The following is a 20,081-nucleotide window of genomic DNA, read 5'->3' on the forward strand; positions in this document are numbered from 1 at the left end:
CAACGAAAGCGAACGCGATGGGTGGGACAAGCCCGGAAGAGAAATGTGACAGGTTCCGTGGGGCAACGTTGCCCCCCCTCCGGCACGAAGTTACGATTCCCCCTGCTTCGATGATCCGCCTGAACGACATCCTCCAACGGGTTTCCTCGTACCACCCGGACCCCGACCTGGACATCATCAAGAAGGCCTACGTCTACTCGGCCAAGGTGCATCAGGGCCAACTGAGGAAGTCAGGCGAGCCCTATCTCGTCCACCCGCTCGAGGTGGCCGGCATCCTCGCGGACCTCAAGCTGGACGAGGCGTCCATCGTCACCGGTCTGCTCCACGACACCATCGAGGACACGCTCGCCACCGCGGAGGAGCTCACGGAGCTGTTCGGCGCGGAGGTGGCCCAGCTGGTGGACGGCGTCACCAAGCTGTCCAAGTTCTCCGCGTCCGCCACGCTCTCCCAGGAGGAGAAGCAGGCGGAGAACTTCCGGAAGATGATCATCGCGATGGCGCAGGACATCCGCGTCATCCTCGTGAAGCTGGCGGACCGCACGCACAACATGCGGACGCTGGACCACATGAACGAGGAGAAGCAGGCGCGCATCGCCCAGGAGACGCTGGACATCTACGCGCCCCTGGCGAACCGGCTCGGTATCTCCTGGATCAAGACGGAGCTGGAGGACCTGAGCTTCCGCTACGTGAAGCCGCAGGAGTTCTTCGGCCTCCAGGAGAAGCTCAACAAGCGCAAGAAGGAGCGGGAGAAGTACATCGAGGACACCTGCGACCTCATCCGCTCCAAGCTCGCGGAGCGCGGACTGAAGGGCGAGGTCTCCGGCCGCTTCAAGCACGTCTACAGCATCTACAAGAAGATCAAGTCACAGGGCATCGACTTCGATCAGATCCACGACATCATCGCCTTCCGCATCATCTCCCCCGCCGCGCCCGCCTGCTACGAGGCGCTGGGCCTGGTGCACGAGATGTGGAAGCCGGTGCCGGGTCGCTTCAAGGACTTCATCGCGATTCCGAAGCCCAACATGTACCAGTCGCTGCACACCACCGTGATTGGCCCGTTGAGCGAGCGCGTGGAGGTGCAGATTCGCACCGCGGAGATGCACAAGATCGCCGAGGAAGGCATCGCCGCGCACTGGAAGTACAAAGAGGGCAAGGCCGTCATCTCCAAGGATGACGAGAAGTTCGCGTGGCTGCGCCAGCTCATGGAGTGGCAGCAGGACCTGAAGGACCCGAAGGAGTTCCTCGAGACGGTGAAGGTGGACCTCTTCACCGACGAGGTCTTCGTCTTCACGCCCAAGGGCGACGTGCGCTCGCTGCCACGCGGCGCGACGCCGGTGGACTTCGCGTACGCCATCCACTCGGACGTGGGCAATCGGTGCGTGGGCGCGAAGGTGAACGGCAAGATTGTTCCCCTGCGCTACAAGCTGAAGAACGGCGACACGGTGGAGGTGCTCACCAGCCCGCAGCAGCACCCGTCCAAGGACTGGCTCACCTTCGTCAAGACGAGCCGCGCGCAGCAGCGCATCCGCGGCTTCATCAAGCAGCAGCAGCGCGAGAAGAGCCTGCAACTGGGGCGCGAGCTGACGGACCGCGAGTTCAAGCGCTTCCAGCTCAACTTCAACAAGCTGCTCAAGTCCGGCGAGGTGAAGAAGGTCGCCGAGGAGCTGGGCTTCCGGATCGAAGACGACCTGCTGGTGGCCATCGGCTACGGCAAGGTGACGCCGCAGCAACTGGTGCAGCGCCTGGTCCCCGAGGAGAAGCGCAACGAAGCGGAGGCCACGCCCCGAGGCGACGGCTCCGGCAACGGCTCGCACGCAGGGGGCTCGTCCATGCTCCCCGGGCTGTCCCGCGTGACGGACCTGGCCAAGCGCCTGGTGGGCCGCAGCAACCGCAGCGGCGTGCAGATTGGCGGCGTGGACGATGTGCTCGTGCGCTTCGGACGGTGTTGCAACCCCGTCCCCGGCGACCCCATCGCCGGCTTCATCACCCGGGGACGGGGAGTCACGGTGCACACGGTGGGCTGCGAGAAGGCTCTGGCGACGGACCCCGAGCGGCGCGTGGACGTGAGCTGGGACGTGCGGGGTGACTTCAAGCGCCCCGTCACCCTGCGCGTACTGACGGCGGACCGGACGGGTCTGTTGGCCGACATCTCCAACATCTTCTCGAAGAAGGGCGTCAACATCTCCCAGGCCAACTGTCGGGCCACGGGCGATGACCGGGCGGTGAACACCTTCGAGGTCATCATCTCGGACCTGAAGCAGCTCACGGACCTGATGCGCACCATCGAGCGCCTGAGCGGCGTCTACTCCGTGGAGCGAATCTAATCCGCCGCCTTTCGTGCTAGAGCGCCCGAGAAATCCGGCGGCCGCCTCTCAGGGCCGCCCGAACCCTCGAGGTGCGCTCCATGGCTCGGAAGACTCTTCACTCGGACCAGGCTCCCAAGGCCATTGGCCCGTACTCGCAGGCGGTGCAGGTGGACGCCGGGAAGCTGACCTTCCTCTCCGGACAGATTCCCCTGGACCCCGTCACCATGGAGATGGTGCAGGGGGACGTCGTCGCCCAGGCGGAGCGGGTGATGCTCAACCTCCAGGCGGTGCTGGCGGCGGGCGGGCTGGACTTCAGCCACGTCGTGCGCTGCACCATCTTCCTCACGGACCTGGGTGACTTCGCCAAGGTGAACGAGGTGTACGGCCGCTACTTCACCGGCGCGCCGCCGGCCCGCGCCACCGTGCAGGTGGCCGCGCTGCCCCGCGGCTCCAAGGTGGAGATCGACGCCATCGCCGTCTCCTGAGCGTCCTTCCTCTGTCGTCCAAAGCAAGAGGCCGCCGGACCTTGTCGGTCCGACGGCCTCTGGTGCTTCAGGGCTCGAGAAGCAGCCCGGTGGAGCGGATTACTTCCCGTCCGCCGCGACGGCGCCGGCCTTCTTCAGCTCTTCATCGATGATGCGCTTGAAGCCGTCCAGCGGCTGGGCGCCCACGAGCGTCCGGCCGTTGATGAAGAACGTGGGGGTGCCGGTGGCGCCCAGGCGGGAGCCCTCGGCGGCGTCCGCGTCGATCTGCGCCGCGAACTTGTTCTCGTCCAGGGCCGCCTTGAACTTGGCGACGTTCAGGCCCAGCTCCTGCGCGTACTTGTCCAGGGACGCGCGGTCCAGCGCGCGCTGGTTGGCGAAGAGCTTGTCGTGCATCTCCCAGAACTTGCCCTGCTCGTGCGCGGCCAGCGCGGCGGCCGCGGCGGCCTTGGCGTTGCCGTGCATGGGCAGCGGCTGGTTCTTGAAGGCCACCTTCACCTTGCCCTGGTACTGCTCCTCGATCTGCTTGAGCGTCGGGACGACGCGGCTGCAGAAGGGGCACTCGAAGTCGGAGAAGGCGACGATGGTGACGGGCGCGTTCTTCGGGCCCTTCACCGGGGCGTTGCCCACGTCCACCTTCTGCACGGGCGGCTCGGCGGGGGCGCCCGCGGGAGGCGCGGCCGGAGCCTCTGCGACGTTCTGCGCGTTCAGCTTCGCGTAGAGCTCCTCGGCCTTGGTGCCGGAGGCCAGCAGCTTGTCGGCCTTGGCGATCTCCTCGTCGATGAGGCGCTTGAAGGAGTCGAAGGGCTGCGCGCCCACGAGCTCACGGCCGTTGACGAAGAACGTCGGCGTGCCACTGGCGCCCACGGCGGTGCCGGCGGCGCTGTCCGCCTCGACCTTCGCCTTGAACTTGCCGCTGTCCAGCGCGGCCTTGAACTTGGCGACGTTCAGGCCCAGCTCCTGCGCGTACTTCTCCAGGGAGGCGCGATCCAACGCCTTCTGGTTGGCGAAGAGCTTGTCGTGGAACTCCCAGAAGCGACCCTGCTCGTTGGCGGCCTCGGAGGCCTCGGCGGCCAGCTTCGCGTTGGCGTGGAAGGGCAGCGGCTGGTGACGGAACACCACGCGCACGTCCTTCGGGTAGTCCTTCTTGATCTGCGCGAGCGTGGGGCCCGCGCGGCTGCAGAAGGGGCACTCGAAGTCCGACCACTCGACGATGGTCACCTTGGCGGTGGCGGGACCGAAGGCGGCCGCGTCGGCCGGCACGTCGATCTTCCGCACGGCGGGCGCCTGCTGCTGCGGGGCCGCCTTCGGCGCGGCGCGCTCGGCGCCCTTCTCGATGATCTTCGCGTACACCTGGCTGGCGGGAACGCCACCCTTCACTAGGGCCTCGGCCTTGCCCAGCTCCTCGTCGATGAGGGCCTTGAAGTTGTCGATGGGCTGCGCGCCGGAGAGGAAGCGGCCGTTGATGAAGAAGGCCGGGGTGCCGCTCGCGCCGAGCTGGCTCGCCAGGGCCTGGTCCCGCTGGATGGCCTCGGCCAGCTTGGGGCTGGTCAGGTCGGCCTTCCACTTGTCCAGATCCAGACCAATCTCCTGCGCGAACTGCTGCAGGGACGCGTCATCGAGCTTCTTCTGGTTGGCGAAGAGCTTGCCGTGCATCTCCCAGTACTTGCCTTGCTCACCGGCCGCGAGGGCGGCCAGGGCCGCCGGCTTGGCGCGGGGGTGGAAGGACAGCGGGTTCTGACGCATCACCACGCGCAGCTTCTTGCCGTAGTCCTCCTCAAGCTTCTCCACCGTCACATTGGCGCGGCTGCAGAAGGGGCACTCGTAATCCGAGAACTCCACAATCGTGACAAGGGCATCGGCGTTACCCCGGGTGGGGGAACCTTCGATGGGAACCTTGAACACGGTGGGGTCCACCGGACGACGCGCGGGGTTGGCCTGACCAGCTTGCGCAGCGGGCTTGGTGGTATCGGTCTTCGAGGACGGGCCGCTGTAAACACGGCCGCCAACGAAACCAAGCACCAGGCCGACCAGCAGGGCCACGATGATATTGGGCTTCATGGGTGGGTTCTGCTCCTTCGCCATAGGTCCGACTCCGGCCCCGAGCGTGGATGTGCGAGAAAGATTGAGAGGGCCGGGGTACTTAACAGAGGGATTTCCAGACACGCAAGCCGAGTGGAGACGCACTCCGCTCGGCGAACAGGCCCCTCAGGGGCCCGGAAACTGGGCGGTTCTCGGAAAAATTCCGCATGCTCGGATCTGCGTGGTGCGAGAGAGTCCTTGAATGGACATCGCAGTGCGCGTGGACACCTCTGGGGCATATTGCCCCGTGCCCATCCTGGAGATTGCCAAGGTGATGAGGCGCCTGCCCGCCGGCGCCCTGGTGGAGCTCATCTCCACGGACCGGGGGCTGGAGGCGGATCTGCCCGCCTGGTGTGAAGCGACGGGCCACGAGCTCGTCCGTCTGGAGCGCAGAGGGACGAGCTACGTGGGCTGGGTGCGCAAGGCGGGCTGACGCCCGAGCGCACTCCCTCTCTAGAGCAACTGGAGGACGCGGTCCTCGAGGCGCCGGCCGCGGCTGACGCCGAGGATGAGCACGCCGCTCTGGAGCAGGTGGGCCACCACGCGGCTGATGACTTCCTCGGGCTTCGCCTGTCCGCCGAAGCGCACGACGAGGATGCCCTCACCGTCCATGCGCGCGTCGGTGACGTCGGGCAGGGCGGTCAGCTCCGGGGGGATGACCATTCCGCTGGCGATCTGCACGCGGAACTCCGCGCCCTGTCCGGTGAGCTCGGACATGGTGCCCGCCTGCGCGAGACTGCCTTTGTCGAGGATGGCGGCCGCGTCGCACAGCTCCTCCAGCTCCTGGAGGTTGTGGCTGGAGACCACCACCGTCTGTCTGCCCTTCATGTCTTTGATGACCTGACGCACCTGCGCGGCGATGCGCGGGTCCAGGCCGGCGGTGGGCTCGTCCAGCAGCACCAGCGGCGGGCGCCCCATCAGCGCCTGCGCCATGGCCGTGCGCTTGGCCATGCCGTGGCTGAGCGCCTGCGTCTGGACCTTCCACGCGTCCATCAGCCCCACCTGCTCCAGCGCTTCACGGGCCTCGTTCTCCGGAGTCGCGAGCCCCGACAGCTTCGCCCAGTACGTCAGGAGCGCGCCCACTTCCCAGCCCGAGGGCAGCACCGCGTCCTGCGGCAGCGCCCCGACGCGGCCCTTGAGGGCCCCGGGCGTGGAGGGGTCCACGTCCATGATCTTGAGCGTGCCCTCGGAGGGATAGAGATACCCACACATCATGGAGAAGGTCGTGGTCTTGCCGGCGCCGTTGGGGCCGATGAGGCCATACACCGCGCCCCGGGGCACCGAGAAGCTGACGCCGTTGACGGCGACCTTCGGGCCGAAGCGCTTGGTGATGCCGAACAGTTCGATGGCCAGGTCGCTCACAGGTCCCTCGCGCGCAGGGCCCCGTAGGCGCCCAGAAGAAAGAGGGTCGCGAAGCCCGCGTAGGCCGCGCCGCTGATGCCGAACTCGGTGAACTTCGGGTGCAACAGGTCCCCCGCGTAGTTGGAGGGCGACAGGTAGCGCAGGAAGCGCAGCGTGCCCGTCTCTCCCGAGGCCCGGCCCACCGTGTCCATCAGCCAGAAGACGAACAGGAGGATGAAGTTGAAGACCAGGCTCACCCCGGGCGTGCGGAAGAGGCTGGAGCACAGCGTGGTGAGGGCCACGTACGCCAGCGAGAAGACGATGGCGGCGAACCAGAACTTGAGCAGGTTGATGATCAACGCCGCGGAGCCGAAGTCGGGGTTGGCGATGCGCGCGTAGATGAAGATGGCCAGGTCGATGACGAGCACCAGCCCCACCAGCAGCGCCGCCTGCGTCAGGAACTTGCCCAGCAGCACCGACGAGCGCCGCGCGCGCACCGTCAGGTAGCGCATTGAGCGGGGGGCCACCTCGCCGCTGATCTGATCGAACCCCATCAGCGCCACGTAGGCTGGCAGGAAGAAGAGGGTGACCTTGAAGACGAGCAGCACCTCGATGGGAACCTGCGCGAGCGCCTCCATCATCGAGGTGTCGTTGCTGGTGAGGAAGCCCAGCACGCCCTTGCGCGTCTCCTCCATCAGCCTCGTGGCCGACTCCGCGTCGGCACCGGCGCCCGCCAGCCGCTCGTTCATCGCGGTGCGCAGGTCACTGGTCAGCTTGCCAATCACCAGCAGCACCAGCGCGGAGAACATGCTGTAGAGCCCGAGCAACACCACCGCGCGACCACTGCGCACGGCCCGTTGAAGCTCGGCGCCCCAGATGACCAGGGTTTCTTTCAGTCCGTCCAAAGTGTGGGTGACCCTATCGGACTTGCACACTCCACCGCCAAGTTTCTGACAGGAGCGGCAATCAGGCGGGCAGGGAAGCGTCCGTGGACAGCGAGCCTCCAGCCGCTAGGATTCGCGTGCTGCTCCTGCCCCCTCTCAGCCGCCCCCCTCGCGCCGCACATGACGATTCGCCGCCGCCTCCTGTCCGCCGCCGCGCTGCTTCCCCTCGCTCTGCTCCTGGGGGCCCAAGAACCCGTCCAGGGGGGCGCCTCCGTCGAGGCCCCGGCCGCCAGTGACTCTGGAACGGGGGCGAATGGCGCGAGTCAGGCCGCTGCCTCGACACCCACGGCGGGTCCTTCTGGGACGGCGAGCGGGTCCGGCGCCGGTGTGGCCATCTCGGGCGCGGGGGATTCGGGAAGCGACCCGGGCGCGCATGCCGGAGGAGGGGGCACCATCGCGTCCCCGTCTCCCGCTGGCGGAGAGGACGGCGGAACGAGCGCCGAGGCCGAGGCGGTGGCGGCCGCCGCGGTGCAGGGTGGGGCCGATGCGGGGTTGACCACGCTGGTGACGGTGCCGGGGCTGCTGCCGCCCACGCCGGTGCCCTCGCGACTGACGGCGCCTCCCATGGCGAAGCTCCAGACGATGCCTCGCGCCGCGGACCTGATGGCTCGCGCGAAGCTGCAGGGCGAGCGGCTGGTGGTGAAGGAGAAGGACGGGCACACGCGCGCGCTCACCGTGGACCCGGTGCTCCAGGCGTCGCTGACGAAGATCCTCCGCGACTATGAGGTGCCGTATGGCGCCGCCGTGGTGCTGGAGCCCTCGACGGGGCGGGTGCTGGCGCTCGCGGAACACTCGCAGGCGCAGCCGGAGCTGCGAGGGCTGCCCTACCGCGCGGTGTTCCCCGCCGCGAGCATCTTCAAGATCGTCACCGGCAGCGCGCTGCTGGAGGCCGGCGTCACGCCCACCATGGAGGAGTGCTTCCACGGCGGGAAGCGGCGGCTCACCGAGAAGCACCTGGAGGACAGCGAGCGCGACGGGGCCTGCTACTCGCTGGCGCTCGCGATGGGCAAGAGCGCCAACGTCATCTTCGCCAAGCTGACGCAGAAGCACCTCACTGCGGATGTGCTGCGGCGCATGGCCGCGCGCTTCCGCTTCAACCGTGAGATTGACTTCGTGGTGCCCACGGACGTGTCGCTCGCCGCCGTGCCGGAGGACGGCTTCGCCCTGGCCAACACGGGCGCCGGCTTCGGCGACGTCTACCTCTCGCCCCTGCATGGCGCGCTGCTGGCCTCGGTGGCCGCGAATGACGGACGCTGGGTGGACCCCGTGCTGGTGGAGCCGGAGCAGGGCTCGCTGCTGCCTCCCGAGGGCGAGCGCGTGCTGACTCCCGAGGCGGCCCGCGCGCTGACGGACATGCTCGAGGAGACCGTCACGCACGGCACCGCGCGCGGCATCTTCCGCGAGCGCAACTTCCGCGTGGACAACGCCGTGGGAAAGACGGGCACGCTCGCGGACCGCAATCCGTTCCGGGACTACTCGTGGTTCGTCGGCTTCGCGCCTCGCGACAACCCGCGCGTCGCCGTGGCCGCGCTCATCGTCAATGACCCGAAATGGCGCATCCGTGGCACCTGGCTGGGGCGCGAGGCGCTGCGGCTCGGCCTGGAGCGCGTGCCCGCCCCCGTGGAGCTGACCGCGCCCGCGTCCGCCGCGGGCAAGCACTGAGCGGGTGGTCGACGCGCCACGCGGTGCGCTTCACCAGCGGGGCCGCCGCCGTGGATGCACGTGCGTGCGGCCCGTTTCCTTGACGGAGCAGGCACTGTGCGGGAGGACGACTCGCCGCGCGGTGCGCTTCACCAGCGCAGTGACGACGCCTCCGTGGATGTACTGGCGTGCGGCCGGCCTCCTTGATGGAGCAGGCACCGCGAGGGAGGACGACTCGCCGCGCGGTGCGCTTCACCAGCGCAGTGACGACGCCTCCGTGGATGTACTGGCGTGCGGCCCGCTTCCTTGAGGGAGGCAGTCACCGCTGGGGTGGACGACGCGCCGTGCGGTGAGCTTCACCAGCGCGGGGACGACGTCTCCGTGGATGCACTTGCGTGCGGCCCGCTTCATTGACGGGGCAGGCACCGCGCGGGAGGACGACTCGACGCGCGGTCAGCGCGCGGTGAGCTTCACCAGTCCCATGTCCACGAAGCCGTGGAAGAACTTCAGCGCTTCGAGTTCTTGCAGCGGAGACACGTGGACGATGGCGGCGATGTCCCGGCGGCCGTCGACGCGTGAGAGCAGGTAGCGCTCGGGCGCGGTGAGCTGGAGCGTCTTCAGATGCGCGGGCGACACCTGGAGCGCCGGCACCTTCGTGGCGTCCATCAGCTCCCGGCGCAGCTCCGCCAGCAGCTTCTCCTGCGCCGCCTTCACCAACGCCGCCGAGCGGGACGTCGGGGACATCTCGTGCGCCCGTCGCGCCAGCGCCTCGCCGTCGCGCACGTTGCCAGCGTCGAGGAAGAGCTGCGCCGCCTGGAGCACCTCGTCCGATGACGACTCCGAGCCGATGACGCCCGTGTCCTCCGGCTTCTCCACCTCCACCACCGCGGACGTGACGGGCACGGGGGCCTCGTCCGAGACCTTCACCGCGTCCAGCCGGTAGAGCGCGTACAGCCGCTGATAGAGGAAGAAGTCCGTGGCGTGCAGCGCCCTGGCCAGCCCGTCGATGCTCAGGCCGTCCTGGATGAGCTGGACGATGCGCTCGTCCATGCTGCCGGGCTTGCGCTCGGGCAGCTTGCGTTCATCCACGGACAGCCGCACCGCGCCGGAGGGGAACACCGCGCGGATGGCCTCCCACGCCGTCTCCCGGAACTCGCCCTCGCGGTGGATGTCCATCAGGTCCACCTCGATGTCGAGGCCGGCGATCTCCGGGGCCGTGTCCGACGCCTCGAAGGTGAACTCGCCCTCCCTCCAGTGGAAGGCATCCAACATCATCTCCCGGAACTTGTGGCTCAGCGTCGAGCGCGCCGTCGCTTCCGGCACCACCCCGGTCATCACCAGCACCTTGCCCAGGAAGACGCGCGTCTGGGCCTGGGTGCTGAACGCCTTCTCGAGCTGGGCCTCCGTCAGATGCCCCATGGTGATGAGGAATTGACCGAAGTACTCCCGATGCTGATTGGAGCTGGCGCAAATCACCTGGCCATCACGGAGGACCCATTGCTTGCGGACCTCCCCTCGCTCCACCTTCAGCGAGCCAGTGGCTCGACGGTTCCCGAGGTAGACGACGAGGTCCTTGAGGGGCATCGTCGGTAAGTCACCAGTCAGACCGCGCATCGACCGTCCATCCTGCCCGCCATGAGAGTCGAGATCTACTCGAAACCCAAATGCTCCCTCTGCGACAAGGCAGCCGACGTCGTGGACGCCGTCCGCGCTCGCATCCCCTTCGAGCTGAGGCTCATCTCCATCCTGGAGGACCCGGCGCTCTTCGAGCGCTGGCGCTACGACATCCCCGTGATCGTCATCAACGACGTGCCCGCCTTCAAACACCACGTCACCGAGGCCGAGCTGGAGGCCCGGTTGCGTGAGGTCCAAGGTGGCATGTCCATTGCTAAAACCGATGCCCAGGATGGGTAGCCGAGCGCCCTTCCCTTGGAAATCCGGGGGGATGAAGAGAGCAGGGAAGGGCTGGGGACTGTAATTCCGGGCACGTGCCGGGGGAGTGGTGGAGAAAATTCTGGTGGGGAGGCGGACGTGGTGGGCGTGAGACGCAAGCGGGTGGGGAAGGCGGCGCAGCCGCCCACCGTGCTGCTCATCGAGCCGCGGGCGGACGACCTGGCGCGGACCCGGATGCTCCTCGGGGAGGCCGGCTTCCGGGTGGTGCCAGTGACTCGCTTCGACGCGGCGGTGCCGCTGTTCGAGGTCATCCGCCCGGACGCGGTGCTGCTGGCGGTGCAGGCGCCGGACTATGGCGCCGTGCAGGTGGCGAGGAGGCTGCGGCAGATCAGCCGGGGCACCGTGCCGTTGCTCTACATGGTGGACCCCCACGACGTGGGGGCCTACCAGCACTGTCTGGAGAAGGGGCAGTGCGTGGACGTCGTGCCGCGGTCGGGCAGCGGGTCGGAGCTGGCGGTGAAGCTGCACGCGCAGCTGCGACTGAAGGCGGCCGTCCTGCGGGCGGCGTCAGGTGAGGAAGAAGACACGGCGCTGGCGCTGCATGACCCGGTGACGGGGCTTTACAACAAACCGTTCCTGCTCTCGCTCCTGGGCCTGGAGGTGCGCCGGTGCGAGCGGTATGGCGGGAGCTTCTCCGTGATCTCCGCGGAGGTCGGGGGCTGGAGTGCGATGCGCAAGGAGTACGGGCGCGGCATGGCGGAGCGTCTCTTGGTGTACAGCGCGGTGGTGCTGGGACAGACGGTGCGGGAAGCGGACGCGGTGGCCCGGGTGGGTGAGAGCCAGTTCGCGCTGATGTTGCCGGGGACTCCGGCGGAGGCGGTGCCGGTGATGCTGTCGCGGGTGGCCGCGCGCTTCGAGTCGGCGCGTTTCCAGGTGGACGGTCGGGTGGTGCGCACCACGTTGGAGCTGGGGGCGGTGAGCTTCCCGGACACGGTGGGCACGCCTCAGCAGCTTTTGAGCGCGGCGCAGCAGGACATGCGGCGCACGCGTGAGTTTCGTCGGATGGCCGGGTCCATGACCCGGCTCTCGGTGTGAGGATGGGCGGAGGTTCGATGCAGAGGGCGAGCGGAGGCGAGGGGATGGATCGGATCGCGGTGCTGGTGGTGGATGACGAGGAGTCGGTTCGCACCTTCCTGTCCGAGTTGCTCGGCAGCGCGGGCTATCAAGTGCGCTGCGCGGGGAGTGGCGCGCAGGCGTTGGAGATGCTCGCGGGGGGCTCGTTCGACGCGGTGTTGCTCGATGTCGTGATGCCCGAAATGAGTGGCCTGGAGGTGCTGCGTCGCTACCGGGGCCAGGGTGGCAATGCCCCCGTGGTCGTGCTCAGCGGCCTGACGGGCGCGGACGACGCCGTGCGCGCCATGAAGATGGGCGCCAGCGACTATCTGTCGAAGCCCCTGGGCAATGACGAGTTGCAGGATGCCCTGGCCCGGGCGCTCGGCACGCGCGTGCCTGATCGCCAGGTGGTGCCTCCGCCCCTGGCGCCGCGTCCGGCGGTGGACACGGCGGCGGAATCCCGGGTGCTCATCTCCTCGTCTCCGTCCATGAGACGGGCGCGGGCGCTGGTGGAGCGCATCGCGAACGAGAACGTCCCGGTGCTGCTCCTGGGCGAGTCCGGCACGGGCAAGGAGGTCATCGCGCGGGAGATCCACGCACGCAGCCAGCGTCGCGGACGGCCGTTCATCAAGGTGAACTGCGCGGCGCTCCCTGGCGAACTCCTGGAGAGCGAGCTGTTCGGACACGAGCGCGGCGCGTTCACGGGAGCCACGGCGGAGAAGCCCGGCAAGTTCGAGCTGGCCGACCAGGGCACCATCTTCCTGGACGAGATTGGCGAGATGGCCATCCGGCTCCAGGCCAAGCTGCTCCAGGTGCTGCAGGACGAGGAGTTCTTCCGCGTCGGTGGCAAGAAGAGCGTCCGCGTGGACAGCCGCGTGGTGGTGGCGACCAACCGCGACCTGGAGAAGGAGATTGCGCTCGGCAACTTCCGCGAGGACCTCTACTACCGCCTCAACGTGGTGGCCATCCGCCTGCCGCCCCTGCGCGAGCGGCGCGAGGACGTGGTGCCGCTGACGGACCACTTCCTCAAGAAGTACGGCCGCCAGTACATCACCGGCGTCTCGGAGCTGCCCACGGAGGTGCTGCAGGCCTTCGCGGACTACGACTGGCCGGGCAACGTGCGCGAGCTGGAGAACATGGTGCGCCGGCTGTGCGTGCTCAAGGACCCGACGCTGGTGCTCGACGAGCTCAACGCCGCGGGTCGCTCTCCGGCGAGCGCGCCGTCCCTTCCCACCGCCTTTGGTGGCGACGACAGCGGCTACGGGCACCGCGCGGTGGAGGAGCATCCGCGTGGGCACCAGGGCTCGTCCGTCCAGGTGCTGGAGATGCCCTCGCGCAGCGTGTCCCCGACCACGGCGGCGGCGCACAGCCAGGCCCATGCGTCCGCGGTGATGGAGCCGATGAACTCCGTGATTCCGGCGCCGCGCTACGTCAATCCGTTCGACGTGCCGCAGCCTCCGCCTCCGCCGCCTCCGGCGGGAGAGCTGTCGCTGAAGGACATCGGCAAGCGCGCGGCGATGCTGGCCGAGCGCGAGGCCATCCTCGCCATGCTCCAGCGCACCGCGTGGAACAAGCGGCGCGCGGCCGGCAAGCTGCGCATCAGCTACAAGGCGCTGCTCTACAAAATCAAGGAGTGCGGAATCATCGACCCGCGCGCCAGCGCGGAGCTGTGAGCGGTACGCCACGGCTTGCCTTTGCCCCCCGGCTTTCGCTATCGCGGGGGGCATGACTCCTTCCCTGGTCCTCCTAGGCTCCGGTTACACGCTGACGCGACTCGCGGTGGCGGAGGCCCAGGCAGGACGAGACGTCCTCGCGGCCACGCGGGATTCCGCCCGACGCGAGGAGCTGGTGCGCGCGGGCGCTCGCGTCTCCTCGCTGGAAGACGCGCTGCTCCAGACCCAGGGCGCGCATGTCGTCGTCTCCGTTCCACCCGAGGCGGGGCTCGACGGCGCCATCGCCAGCGCGCTCGCGGCCCGGCCTCCCGCGCGACTCGTGTACCTGTCCTCCACCGGTGTCTATGGCAGTGCTCGGGGGGCGGTGGACGAGGACACGCCGGTGGACGTCGCCTGGCCCTCGTCACTCGGTCGCCTGGAAGCGGAGTCGCGCTACCTGCCGCTCGGAGCGATGGTGCTGCGCATCGCCGGCATCTATGGCCCCGGGCGCGGTGCCCACTCCCGCCTGCTGTCCGGCAACCTCCGCCTGCCGGAGCGCGGAGGGCGCATCTCCCGCGTCCACGTGGATGACCTGGGCGCGGCCATCCTCGCGGGGCTCGAGCAGGGAACGCCCGGGGCCCTGTACTGCGTGGCGGATGATCGCGCCGCGCCCCTGGAAGAGACCGTCACCTGGCTGGCGCATCGGCTGGCCATGTCGGTGCCTCCGCGGGTGCCCCTGGAGACGCTGCATGAGTCCCTGCGCGGTGACAGGGCCATCTCCAATGCCCGGCTCAAGGAGCTGGGCTGGCTGCCGCGCTACCCGGACTTCACCGTGGGCTTCGCCGCGGTGCTGAAGGAGGAAGGGCGCACGAGCGGGGAGGGCGACGTCGTCATCCGCCCGGTGTTTCCCGACGAGGCGGAGGCCTTCCGGGCGATGCGGCTGCGCTCGCTGACGGAGCACCCGGAGGCCTTCGGGTCCTCGTTCGAGGAGGAGTCCGAGTTCGCGATGGAGGTGTTTCGCGGGCGGCTCGAGTCGACGGATTCGCAGCGGGTGCTGGGGGCCTACGACGGGACGCGGTTGGTGGCAGTGGTGGGCGTGCGCCGGGAGCCCCGTCTCAAGTCCGCGCACAAGGCCTTCGTCTGGGGCATGTACGTGGCCGAGGAGGCGCGCTCACGCGGTGTTGGCCGCCGGCTGCTCGTCGCCATCCTCGCCGAGGGGCGAAAGCTCCCAGGCGTCGAGCAGCTCCTCCTGGCCGTCGTCTCCGGCAACGCCGCTGCCCACACCCTGTACCGCTCCGTTGGCTTCCAGACATATGGGGTGGAGCCCCGGGCGCTGAAGATCGGCGGCGCCTATGTCGACGAGGAGCTGATGGTCCTCACGCTCTGAGGCGAAACCCCGCGCGCACATCCTCGCACCCGGCCTGTCGCTTCAGGTCGAGCCCGCGACGTGTCGTTTGTTTGCGCCACCCGGCGATGGCGGGTGACAGATCCACGACGCCATGGTGTTCCAGGGAACGGAGGACGCGGAGGTGGCCTGGATGGAGGGCCGCGCTGACCGCGCTGGAGGCTTCGTGAGCATGGCCCTGTGCACCCCTGACTGGCTGCTGGAGCGAATCGCCCTGGGTGAACTGCCCTCGGACGCGCTCGCCGCCGCCCGCGCCAAGCTGGAGCAGGAACCCCACGGGGCCGCGCGGCTCGCCCGGTTGGAGTCGGACTCGCGCGAGACGCTGGCCCGTCACCCCCCCGAGTCCGTGAGCCGGGAAGTGGCCCGTCGCCTCCGCACCGCCCAGCTCCAGGCGAACGCCGCTCCGCAGCCGGAGCGCCAGGGCTGGCACGGGTGGTCCCTGAGCATGCCGGTGGCCGCGTCCCTGGTGCTGCTGTTCCTGTCCGCGCAGCAGGACGTGGTGGAGTCGCCTTCGCTGCTGCCCGTGCGCGTCGAGTTGCTCGAGACGGTGGGCATCAAGGGCGATGCCCGGTTGCTGGTGTATCGGCAGGACGCGGGAGCGCCGGAACTGCTGGCGGACCACACGCCCGCCCGCACCGGAGATCTGCTCCAGCTCAGCTACATTTCCGGAGGCCACCGCCATGGCGTGGTGGTCTCCGTGGACGGACGAGGCGCAGTGACGCTGCATCACCCCACCACCCTGGTGGGGCCCACGAAGCTTCAGTCGGGAGACGCGGTGTCCTTGACGCATTCCTACGAACTCGATGACGCACCGGGTTTCGAGCGCTTCTTCCTCGTCACCTCGGATTCGCCGCTGGACGTGGGGTCCGTGCTGGAGGCCGCGCGCCTGCTGGCCCGTCACCCCACCGAGGCGAGCATCCGGCCGCTCCCGCTTCCGGGTACCCTGGCCCAGACATCCTTCACGTTGGAGAAAGTGCCGTGATGCCGCGGTCGCTCCTGTTCCTGTCCCTGTTGCTTCCCACGCTGGCCATGGCGGCTCCCGCCACGCCCGCGCCCGTCGCCGTCCGTCGCTTCGCGCTGCTGGTGGGCGTCAACGATGGAGGCCCTGGCCGTGCCCGGCTCCGCTACGCCGTCACCGACGCGAGCTCCTTCGGCAACGTGCTGGAGGAGCTGGGCGGAGTGTTGCCTCAAGACCGGCTGATGATGCTGGAAGGAGACCGCGCGGCGCTGGAGCAGGCGCTGGCGCGCTTCAAGGCCATGGTCGGCGCGGCGAAGGCCCCGGGGGCTCGTACCGAGGCGCTCATCTACTACTCGGGCCACTCGGACGAAGAGGGCCTGCTGCTGCACAAGGACCGCTTCGGCTACCGCGAGCTGCGCCAGGCGCTGGAGCAGCTCCCCGCCGACGTGCGCATCGCCATCCTCGACTCGTGCGCCTCCGGCACGCTGGCGCGCCAGAAGGGCGGCGTGCGCCGTCCCGCCTTCCTCGTCGACACGTCCTCCGCCGTGCGCGGCCACGCCATCCTCACGTCCTCCTCCGAGGATGAGGTGTCGCAGGAGTCCGACCGCATCGGCGGCTCGTTCTTCACGCACAACCTGGTGTCCGGCCTGCGCGGCGCCGCCGACTCCACGGGCGACGGGCGCGTCACGCTCCACGAGGCCTACCAGTTCGCCTTCCACGAGACGCTCGCGCGCACCGAGCGCACGCGCGCCGGCGCCCAGCACCCCGCCTATGACATCGAGCTGGCCGGCACGGGCGAACTGGTGATGACGGACCTGCGCACCACGTCGGCCGTGCTGGTGATGGGCGAGGGCGTCGAGGGACGCCTGTACGTCCGTGACGAGCCCGGACGTCTGGTGGTGGAGCTCAACAAGCTGGCGGGCCGCGCCACGGAGCTGGGCCTGCAGCCCGGTCGCTACACGGTGATGCGCGAGTCGCGCGGCGCCAGCTCCCAGGCCGCGCTGGTGGTGGGCGAAGGCGGGCGCACGGTGCTCGCCGACACCGCCTTCGTGCCGATGGCGGGCGAGCTGACCGCGATGCGCGGCGGCGCTCCCGTCGCGGGCGCGGGCTCGCAGCCGATGGTGACGCCGGTGGACCGCGCGGGGCACACCTACCGCTTCCTGAACCTGGGGCTCGCTCCGAAGCTCCAGACCAACGACCTCTTCGGCGCGAATGGCGAGGTGGACAACGCCCTCTCCGTGTCGCTGGGCGTGGCGAGCCTGGGACGGCTGGATGGCTTCGCGATGGCGCTGGGCGCGAACTGGAACTCGGACTCCATCCGCGGCGTGCAGACGGCCATCGGCGGCAACGTGGTGCGCGGCGAGGTGGACGGCATGCAGCTCGCCGTGGGCGGCAACTGGGCCAGTGGGCCGGTGGGCGGCATGCAGCTCGCCGTGGGCGTCAACGTCGCGCGGCAGGGCGGAACGCTGGGCCAGCTCGCGGTGGGCGCCAACGTGTCCAGCACGTCGATGTCCGGCACGCAGATGGCGGTGGGTTCCAGTTGGGTGGATGGCGATTTCGAGGGTTACCAGGCCGCGGTGGGCCTCAGCATGGTGCGCGGCAAGATGTCCGGCGTGCAGATGTCGGTGGGCATGAACTGGGCCGATTCGGCGCGCGGCGCGCAGCTGTCGCTCATCAACATGGGCGGTGACGTGGACGGCATGCAGCTGGGCCTCATCAACGTCGCGGGGAAGATGAACGGCGTGCAGCTGGGCCTCATCAACGTGGTGAAGGACCTGGAATCCGGCGTCCCGGTGGGCCTCTTGAACATCGTGAGCAACGGCCAGTTCCACGTCGAGGCGTACGGCAGCGACGTCAACTACGCCAACGTCGCGCTCAAGGTCGGCAGCCGCTACCTGTACACCACGCTCGTCGTCGGCATGGGCTCCACGGCGAACGCGCGCGGCCCCAGCCACTGGACGACGGGCGTGGGCATCGGCGGCCACGTACCCCTGAGCGAGCGCTTCTTCTTCGACGTGGACGTGGTGACGAACAACATCCACGAGTGGGGTGGTGCGTTCGATGGGAACCAGCTGCTGCACCAGGCCCGGCTGATGGCGGGCTTCCAGCTGGCCTCCCGCTTCGCCATCATCGCCGGCCCTACCTTCAACGTCATGCACACCACGGACGGTGAACCCGTGACGTCGCTCAGCCAGTTCTCCAAGACCTCCGACCGAGACGTCCTGTTCTGGCCTGGAGTCCAGGTAGGTCTGCGTCTCTGATGGACGGTGTCCGGAGTGGAGTGGATGGCTCCCATCAGCCGGACGAAATCGAAGCCCCCCAGAACGCCTTTCCAGCCGGTGCTTACCGGTGAGAGGCTGGCCGAACGGCCGTTGGATGGCCGGGCAATCCTTGCCCTGGGGGCACGATGTCCAAGTTGCTGTTCGCGGCATTCAACGAGGGCGCCAAGCTCTCGATGACCGGCCAACACGAAGCCGCGATCTCCGCCTTCGACAAGGTCCTCGCCGTGGACCCCAAGCACTTCCCGGCCCTCACCGCGCGGGGCTCCTCGCTCGCACGGCTGGGCCGCACCGAAGAAGCCCTGCGCTGCTTCGAGCGCGCCATCGACGTGGACCCGTCCGCCGCGGACCCGCATCGCGACGCCGCCCTCTGTCAGCTGGAGCTGGGAGAGCCGGAGGCCGCCGCGCAGCTGATGGAGCGCGCCATCCAGCTCAACGCGGACCCTGGCTACCGCGAGGCCTCCGCCATCGAAGTCTATGAGCGGGGCAACGCGCTGCTCACCCGGGGCCCTCGGCGCCCGGACAAGGCGCGCTACCGGCAGGCCCGCCACACCTTCGAGCTGGCCCTGGAGCTGTCTCCCGCCTACGTCGAGGCCGCCAAGGCCCTGGCCGACGTGTGGGAGCACCTGGGCGACACCGCCCAGCGAGACCACTACGCCCAGCTCGCCCTGCGCCTGCGGCCCGTGGGGGGCTGAGCGAGCGACGGAACAGGGGGCCGCGCGCCCCGACGCGCGCTCATCCCCGTCCTCGAAGGGATGACGCCCTTCGTGGACGCATTGCTCCGCTCCCGATGTTACCCATCCGCGCGGGCATTCCGCGCTACAATTCCAGATTAATACGAAAACACTGCCCGGAGAATCCAGAAGATGATTGTCATGCTCGAGCCGGACTCCCCCGAGTCCGTGGTGTCCGCCGTCCTCCAAGCCGCCTCTCAGTACAAGGGCGTGACGCCTCGGCCTCACGTCATGGAGGGCGCGGAGTACACCGTGACGGAGGTGTACCTGCTGGGCCCCACCGCGCAGATTCCCACGGAGGTCTTCGAGCAGATTCCGGGCGTGCGGCAGGTGGTGCGCGTCTCGCAGAAGTACCGCGTCATCGGCCGGCACAAGGGCCAGCGGGCGTCCACGGGCTTCGACTACAACGGCGTGACGTTCGACGAGCGCTCGGTGCAGTTGTTCGCCGGCCTGTGCGCGGTGGACACGAAGGAGAACGTGGATTCGATGATGGCGGCGCTCGCGCGCTGCGACATCCGCACCACGCGCATGGGGGCGTACAAGCCGCGCACCAACCCGTACGAGTTCCAGGGGCTGGGTGCCGCGTGCCTTCCGTGGGTGTTCGAGTCCGCGGGCAAGCACGGCATCAAGGTCGTCGCCATGGAGGTGACGCACCCCCGGCACATCGACGAGATTCGCGACGCGCTGGAGCGCTCGGGCAACGCCACGGGCGTCATGCTCCAGGTGGGCACGCGCAACGCGCAGAACTTCGAACTGCTCAAGTCCATTGGCCAGCAGCGCGTCTTCCCCGTGCTCTTCAAGCGCGGCATGGGGATTACGTTGGAGGAGTCCCTCAACGCGTGCGAGTACATCGCGAGCGAGGGCAACCCCAAGATTGTCTTCTGCCTCCGCGGCGTGAAGACGCACCTGGGTGACCCGCACCGCAACATGGTGGACTTCGCCCACGTGCCGGTGGTGCGCCGGCTCACACGCATGCCCGTGTGCGTGGATCCGTCGCACGCCATTGGCCGCGCGGACGCGCCGCCGGACGGCCTGCCGGACATCTTCCACTCCATTGGCCAGGGCCTCATCGCGGGCGCGTCCATGGTGCTGGTGGACTTCCACCCGCACCCGGAAGCGGCCCTGTGCGACGGCCCGCAGGCGCTGCGGTTGGAGCAGCTCGCGTCGCTCCAGCGCTACACGCAGATTGTCCGCGAGGCGTACCTGTCCGTCGTGAAGAACGGCGACGGCAGCCAGCTCATCCCGGCGTAG

16 protein-coding genes are annotated in these 20,081 nt (G+C 68.9%); 12 read left to right on the forward strand and 4 right to left on the reverse strand.

What is annotated here, in order from left to right:
- Nucleotides 1-110 precede the first annotated feature (110 nt).
- Both HUA76_RS28780 and HUA76_RS28785 read left to right on the forward strand, forming a co-directional pair.
- Nucleotides 111-2,324, forward strand: coding sequence for a bifunctional (p)ppGpp synthetase/guanosine-3',5'-bis(diphosphate) 3'-pyrophosphohydrolase (locus HUA76_RS28780; RefSeq protein WP_174458617.1), 2,214 nt, complete (start codon nt 111-113; stop codon nt 2,322-2,324).
- A gap of 80 nt (nt 2,325-2,404) precedes the next feature.
- Nucleotides 2,405-2,791 (forward strand): RidA family protein, encoded by a 387-nt coding sequence (locus HUA76_RS28785; protein ID WP_141645288.1) that lies wholly within the window; start codon nt 2,405-2,407, stop codon nt 2,789-2,791.
- Between the two features lie 99 nt (nt 2,792-2,890).
- Here HUA76_RS28785 and HUA76_RS28790 read toward each other — a convergent pair whose 3' ends face one another.
- Complete coding sequence (locus tag HUA76_RS28790; protein WP_174462649.1) at nt 2,891-4,849, reverse strand: thioredoxin domain-containing protein; 1,959 nt, start codon at nt 4,847-4,849, stop codon at nt 2,891-2,893.
- A gap of 223 nt (nt 4,850-5,072) precedes the next feature.
- Here HUA76_RS28790 and HUA76_RS28795 point away from each other — a divergent pair, with 223 nt between their 5' ends.
- Nucleotides 5,073-5,303, forward strand: a complete 231-nt coding sequence (locus tag HUA76_RS28795; protein ID WP_174462650.1) for a sulfurtransferase TusA family protein — start codon at nt 5,073-5,075, stop codon at nt 5,301-5,303.
- Nucleotides 5,304-5,323: 20 nt separating this feature from the next.
- On the opposite strand, the gene HUA76_RS28800 is transcribed toward HUA76_RS28795, so the two are convergent.
- Both HUA76_RS28800 and HUA76_RS28805 read right to left on the reverse strand, forming a co-directional pair.
- The gene (locus HUA76_RS28800; protein ID WP_174458621.1) at nt 5,324-6,232 is read right to left on the reverse strand and encodes an ABC transporter ATP-binding protein; all 909 of its coding nucleotides are present in this window, start codon (nt 6,230-6,232) and stop codon (nt 5,324-5,326) included.
- The gene (locus tag HUA76_RS28805) at nt 6,229-7,116 is read right to left on the reverse strand and encodes an ABC transporter permease (protein ID WP_217440346.1); all 888 of its coding nucleotides are present in this window, start codon (nt 7,114-7,116) and stop codon (nt 6,229-6,231) included. The genes HUA76_RS28800 and HUA76_RS28805 overlap by 4 nt, the downstream gene beginning before the upstream one ends.
- A gap of 159 nt (nt 7,117-7,275) precedes the next feature.
- Here HUA76_RS28805 and HUA76_RS28810 point away from each other — a divergent pair, with 159 nt between their 5' ends.
- Nucleotides 7,276-8,817 (forward strand): penicillin-binding transpeptidase domain-containing protein, encoded by a 1,542-nt coding sequence (locus HUA76_RS28810; RefSeq protein WP_174458623.1) that lies wholly within the window; start codon nt 7,276-7,278, stop codon nt 8,815-8,817.
- 432 nt (nt 8,818-9,249) lie between these two features.
- Here the strand turns inward: HUA76_RS28810 and HUA76_RS28815 are convergent, their stop codons facing one another.
- Nucleotides 9,250-10,410 (reverse strand): DUF4388 domain-containing protein, encoded by a 1,161-nt coding sequence (locus tag HUA76_RS28815; protein WP_174458624.1) that lies wholly within the window; start codon nt 10,408-10,410, stop codon nt 9,250-9,252.
- Between the two features lie 21 nt (nt 10,411-10,431).
- Here HUA76_RS28815 and HUA76_RS28820 point away from each other — a divergent pair, with 21 nt between their 5' ends.
- The 8 genes from HUA76_RS28820 to HUA76_RS28855 all read left to right on the forward strand — a co-directional run bounded on the left by HUA76_RS28820 (nt 10,432) and on the right by HUA76_RS28855 (nt 20,081).
- On the forward strand, nt 10,432-10,710 hold the full coding sequence (locus tag HUA76_RS28820) for a glutaredoxin family protein (protein WP_141645295.1): 279 nt from the start codon (nt 10,432-10,434) through the stop codon (nt 10,708-10,710).
- 120 nt (nt 10,711-10,830) lie between these two features.
- A complete protein-coding gene (locus tag HUA76_RS28825; RefSeq protein WP_371823532.1) occupies nt 10,831-11,784 on the forward strand; it encodes a GGDEF domain-containing protein in 954 nt (317 codons plus the stop codon).
- Nucleotides 11,785-11,828: 44 nt separating this feature from the next.
- Nucleotides 11,829-13,475, forward strand: a complete 1,647-nt coding sequence (locus HUA76_RS28830; RefSeq protein ID WP_141645296.1) for a sigma-54 dependent transcriptional regulator — start codon at nt 11,829-11,831, stop codon at nt 13,473-13,475.
- Between the two features lie 52 nt (nt 13,476-13,527).
- A complete protein-coding gene (locus tag HUA76_RS28835; protein WP_174462651.1) occupies nt 13,528-14,841 on the forward strand; it encodes a GNAT family N-acetyltransferase in 1,314 nt (437 codons plus the stop codon).
- A gap of 190 nt (nt 14,842-15,031) precedes the next feature.
- Nucleotides 15,032-15,841: an ActD protein gene (locus HUA76_RS28840; RefSeq protein ID WP_174462696.1), complete on the forward strand. Its 810-nt coding sequence runs from the start codon at nt 15,032-15,034 to the stop codon at nt 15,839-15,841.
- Entirely contained in the window at nt 15,841-18,078 is a 2,238-nt protein-coding gene (locus tag HUA76_RS28845) for a caspase family protein (RefSeq protein ID WP_174462652.1), read from the forward strand. Before HUA76_RS28840 ends, HUA76_RS28845 begins: the two co-directional genes overlap by 1 nt.
- 146 nt (nt 18,079-18,224) lie before the next feature.
- Nucleotides 18,225-18,791, forward strand: a complete 567-nt coding sequence (locus HUA76_RS28850; protein WP_174458627.1) for a tetratricopeptide repeat protein — start codon at nt 18,225-18,227, stop codon at nt 18,789-18,791.
- A 171-nt stretch (nt 18,792-18,962) separates the two neighbouring features.
- A complete protein-coding gene (locus tag HUA76_RS28855; RefSeq protein ID WP_141645300.1) occupies nt 18,963-20,081 on the forward strand; it encodes a 3-deoxy-7-phosphoheptulonate synthase in 1,119 nt (372 codons plus the stop codon).

Source organism: Myxococcus sp. CA056, assembly GCF_013336715.1.
In the GTDB taxonomy this organism is placed as follows: domain Bacteria; phylum Myxococcota; class Myxococcia; order Myxococcales; family Myxococcaceae; genus Myxococcus; species Myxococcus llanfairpwllgwyngyllgogerychwyrndrobwllllantysiliogogogochensis.